This window comes from Thalassobacter sp., assembly GCF_982993085.1.
In genome coordinates this window covers 9304-13646 of sequence record NZ_CEZFMW010000086.1, presented here as the reverse complement: position 1 = coordinate 13646, position 4343 = coordinate 9304, and the positions used below count along the sequence as shown (strand labels likewise).

6 protein-coding genes and 1 pseudogene are annotated in these 4343 nt (G+C 56.6%); all 7 read right to left on the bottom strand.

From position 1 onward, the window contains the following. Positions 1 to 403: pseudogene (locus tag AC4GMC_RS12965) on the bottom strand (photosynthetic reaction center subunit M); the annotation flags it as partial. Positions 404 to 405: 2 nt separating this feature from the next. Then, a complete protein-coding gene (pufL, locus tag AC4GMC_RS12960) occupies positions 406 to 1263 on the bottom strand; it encodes a photosynthetic reaction center subunit L (protein ID WP_487878410.1) in 858 nt (285 codons plus the stop codon). A 134-nt stretch (positions 1264 to 1397) separates the two neighbouring features. Further along, positions 1398 to 1547 (bottom strand): light-harvesting antenna LH1, alpha subunit, encoded by a 150-nt coding sequence (pufA, locus tag AC4GMC_RS12955; RefSeq protein WP_038007653.1) that lies wholly within the window; start codon positions 1545 to 1547, stop codon positions 1398 to 1400. Positions 1548 to 1557: 10 nt separating this feature from the next. Next, positions 1558 to 1713: a light-harvesting antenna LH1, beta subunit gene (gene pufB, locus AC4GMC_RS12950; RefSeq protein WP_038007388.1), complete on the bottom strand. Its 156-nt coding sequence runs from the start codon at positions 1711 to 1713 to the stop codon at positions 1558 to 1560. 114 nt (positions 1714 to 1827) lie between these two features. Further along, entirely contained in the window at positions 1828 to 2055 is a 228-nt protein-coding gene (gene pufQ, locus AC4GMC_RS12945) for a cytochrome PufQ (RefSeq protein ID WP_038007385.1), read from the bottom strand. After that, positions 2048 to 3532 (bottom strand): chlorophyllide a reductase subunit Z, encoded by a 1485-nt coding sequence (gene bchZ, locus AC4GMC_RS12940; RefSeq protein WP_487880164.1) that lies wholly within the window; start codon positions 3530 to 3532, stop codon positions 2048 to 2050. Before bchZ ends, pufQ begins: the two co-directional genes overlap by 8 nt. Beyond that, positions 3532 to 4343 (bottom strand): nitrogenase component 1 (locus AC4GMC_RS12935; RefSeq protein WP_487878792.1); only part of this gene is annotated, 812 nt, incomplete at its 5' end. The genes AC4GMC_RS12935 and bchZ, both read right to left, overlap by 1 nt.

Sequence of the window (4343 nt, the reverse complement as noted above, 5' to 3'; positions counted from 1 at the left end):
ACCACCAGCACGACACCGACACCAGCAAGAAGAAGCTGGAGATGATGTACCAACCGCCGTCATTCAGCGGTGGCATCCGTAGACCGTATTCTGGCGAAGGTGGCTCAAGAGCCAGCCAGAACAACTGACGGATAAACTCGGGGATCGACCACCCCACCTGTGACAGCATGTTGAAGCCAACAATGTTGAACCACAACAAACCCGTCGCAAGCGAGATAATCCCGTAGAACCCAAGATAGATCGGGCCCAGCTGGGCGTTACCAAGGATACCGACAAGGGTGCTGAACGTTGCGGATTTTGTCCGCTCTGCCGACATCTCGCCGCTGTCATCCATGCCCATTTCGGGCTCGGCTTGTACCTGCACCTGGGTGAAGATGTTTTGATATTCAGGCCACATGGTCATGATTACATCCCTCCTGCTGCAGCTGCTGCGCGGACAGAGGGCCAAATCGGCAGATCAAGCCACCAATTCCACCACTCGGGCCAGCCTTTGGTCCAGACGGGGCCGGAAATGATGATACAGATCGCCGACCAAAAGCCTGCATTCAGCGCCAACAAAAGGCCAACACGGTGGATGCCCAAGGTCCCAACGGAATACCCGATGAAATCCCGAAAGAACGTGTCTTCGTGATCGGGTGTTTTCGCTTCCTCGCCCTTTTCAGGGTTGGCTGCCGACAAGATCAGCGCGCCGTGCAACGCCAACGCCAACGTCGTGGTGAAGAAGAACGTCACCGCCAACATGTGTGCAGGGTTGTAGTGGAAGTGAAGGTAGGAATAGCCCACGTTAGACACCCAATCGAGGTGGCTAAAGATCCCGTACGGAAAACCATGGCCCCATGCGCCCATCAGCAATGGACGGAAAACGACCAGCGTTACATATGCGAAGATTGCAAAGCTGAACGCCACGGGAACGTGATATCCCATGCCTAGTTTACGGCAAATCTCTACCTCGCGCAGGGCCCAACTGACGAAGGCGCCGACCGCACAGAATGTGATAATTTGCCAAAGCCCGCCCTCCATGAGCGGTGCCATACCCAACCCGTACTTTAAGTCGGGGGGGGCGATATTGATGATCCAAGGGTTAAACGTGCCCTGCATGGCAGCCCCCCAGAATATTAGAATTGTCCCGAGAGCGGCGAAAAAGATCGTCGTTACCCCAAAGAAGCCCACGTAGAATGGACCGACCCAGAAGTCGAACAGATCGCCACCGATCAGCGTCCCTCCGCGGACGCGGTATTTTCTCTCGAAGCTGAGCAGTGCCATACTCTTTCTCCGCGTTTTTATGCCGGCGTTAGGCGATCATCTGATCGATATCGTCATCGGGCCGTCGTATTTGAAATTGGATAGATAGGTGCGGGCGACCAAAGCCGCCCGCAACCGATGTCGTGGGCAGCGGCTTACATGCCAGCTGCAGTTTCAAACCAGTTCAGGCCTGAGCTGAGAAGAACCAAGTGGATCATCGCAGCCAGGAGGAAAAGGAAGACGCCCTGGGCCACGAAAACGCGACGGGGGTCAAAAACGAGCCAGATTTTGTAAAATTTCGACACGTCCATATCCTTAACCTGCGAACCAAGGGAACTTGATGTACGTCAGGAAGTGCGCGACGCACGCTACGATCGTGAACAGGATGAGCCCGCTCATATAGACCGAGTGCAGCTCCTGAGCCTGCTCATCAGTGAGACCTGTGAAGGACAGATCAGATTTATCAGCCATGGAGATCTCCAGTGGTTAGCTGACACCGCAAACCCTGCGGCCGGGCTCCGACAACACCTCATTGCGTTGTCGGCCTTTCTCCCCTGTCAGAGGGGTGAAATACGTACTCGGGGTTTAGGCCGAGAATATGAGGGATGTGGCTGTCTGCGCCTGTGCCCACGCTTTGCGCAGGACACCTTCCCGCACCGCCTCGCGGTTACAGGTCAGCAGGGCGATCGCGGTGCCAATGGCAGCAATCGGCAGAGCAGCCATCAGGATAACCCCGAAATAAAACCAATATTCCGCTGTGGGTGCCTTGGAGTGGCGCGCCAAATGCGGGGCATTCGAAGTTTGATCAGACATGGCTGTTCTCCTCATCCTTGATAAAGATTTCTTTCGGCGCAAGCGCCTCGACCGTTTCGCGCACAACCCGCTCCGCGCCAGATTCCAGCGCGGATTTCTCTGCAGCATCGCGCAGTGTTTTGGCCGCGGAAATCCGGGTCAAAACGGGGTGGGTTTCTACGATACGATCCAACAGTTTCTGCGCGTCGGTATCCCAAGGGAAATCTTGGCGCAGGGTCGTGGGGGTGGCTGCGGCGCTGTCCATCTCGCTGCCCAAGGGCAGGATATGGAACAGGGCGTCAAACAGGCCATTGCAGACCTCTTGCAGCATATACGTCGCGCCCGCGTAGCCCATAAAGGGCGTACCAGTCGCACGACGAATGGCGGCGCCGGGGAAACTGGCGGGAATAAACGCGGGCTTTGGCCCATGTCCCGCAGCCATCTCGGCCATATACATTTTCTCGTTGATCGACCCCATAACGATCAGTGGGCGCTTTGAGTGCATCATCGCGCGCACTTCGTCGTTGTCGGTCTTTTTGCCTGCGGTCCGTGCCACTGCAAAGGCGCAGGGCAGGCCAAGGTCAACATCGAGAAATTTCTTGATACCGCGCGCATAGGTTTCGTTCGCTACGATGCCAAAGCTGGCCGTCGCAAAGAAATCCTGCGTCACTGAGCGCCACAAATCCCAAACGGGTTTAATGGTGGAATGCTTTTCACGCTCAATGAACGGTTCAGGATCAAGGCCCAGCTGCGCGCCCAAAGTACGCAAGAACGCCGTCGTGCTTTCGATCCCTATGGGGGCTTGCAGGTAGGGCTTGCCCAGAACCTCGCAAAGGCCCCGACCAAATTCGCGGTACATGCAAATGTTGACGTCAGCGTTCACCAAATTGCGCATTTCTGCGAGGTGCGTGCCAAGCGGCATGACCATATTGACCTCTGCACCGATGCCTTCGACCAGACGCCGAATTTCAGCAAGGTCAGATGGCATGTTGAAGGTGCCATACATCGGTCCAAGGATATTCACCCGAGGTGCAGCGCCTTCTTCGCGCTTTTTCTCAGGGGGCATGCGGCCTTTGGTCATTCCGAACTCAGTAAAGATCCAAGTCATCGCACGGTCGGCGCATTCCCACTGATCTTCGTCGATGGTGCGTGGCAGGAACCGTTGGATGTTGGTGCCCATGGGCGTCACGCCGCCGCCGATCATCTCAGCGATAGAGCCCGTCACAACAACGGCGGGCAGGGCAGGGTCCAACGTACCCCATGCGCGTTTCATCGCGCCCTCGGTGCCGTCGCGACCCAACTCTTCTTCACCCAAACCGGTCGTTACGATCGGCAATTCATGGGGCGGCAGGCCGTCTGTATAGTGCAAAACGGATGTTACAGGCAGGTTTTCACAGCCAACGGGGCCGTCAATCACCACTTGCAGGCCCTTTACCGCGCAAAACGCGTAAACAGCCCCCCAGTATCCGCCCGCGCGGTCATGATCTTGAATAAGCATCAGATCATCTCCTGCGCTTTTGCAGCGCGGGCCGCTTTGTCGAGTTTTTTCTGCTGGGTTGCGCGGAAATCCGGGCGCAGATTTGGCGCGCCTTCCCAGACACCGGCGGTATCACCGTGTCCGACACCCTCAAAGAACTCTTTCATGTGGTCAAAGCGATGTTTGTTTTCCATCGCAGCATTCACCACCTGTTGCAGGCTACCTGCACCCATCGGACCCATCAAAGGCCGGGCCGAGATTAGGTTGGTAAAATAAAGACCAGGTATTGCGAGCTCTTTGGCCTTTTGAACAACGGGTGTAGTACCGATTGCCAGATCAGGCTTGATCGCTTCCATCGCGGCGCAATCATCCTCAAGCGAGGCACGGAATTTGACCTTAACGCCCTTGGCTTCCAGCCAATCAACGTCCGAATTTGACCATTCCGTTTTGGGGCAGGCTGTCCCAACGTAGGGCACGTTTGCACCGCTTTCGATCAAAAGACGGGCGACCAACAGCTCAGAGCCTTCGTAACCGGAAAGCGTAATTGTGCCGTTCACAGGCGTTGCAGCCAGTGCACTCTTAATCGCGGGAAGGAACGCGTTCTGTGCTGCCGCGATCATGTCGGGCTTTACATTGAACGCATCGCCAATGGCCGACAGCCATGCTGCCGTCCCGTCATGCCCAACCGGGGCTGAACCCACGATTTTCCGTCCCGCCGCCTGAAACTCGCGTATCGCGGCGGTGTAGAACGGATGGATCGCAGCGACAGCGCCGCAGTCCAAGGCTGAATAGAGCTCACGCCACTCACGGCAGGGAACGACCGGACCTGCCG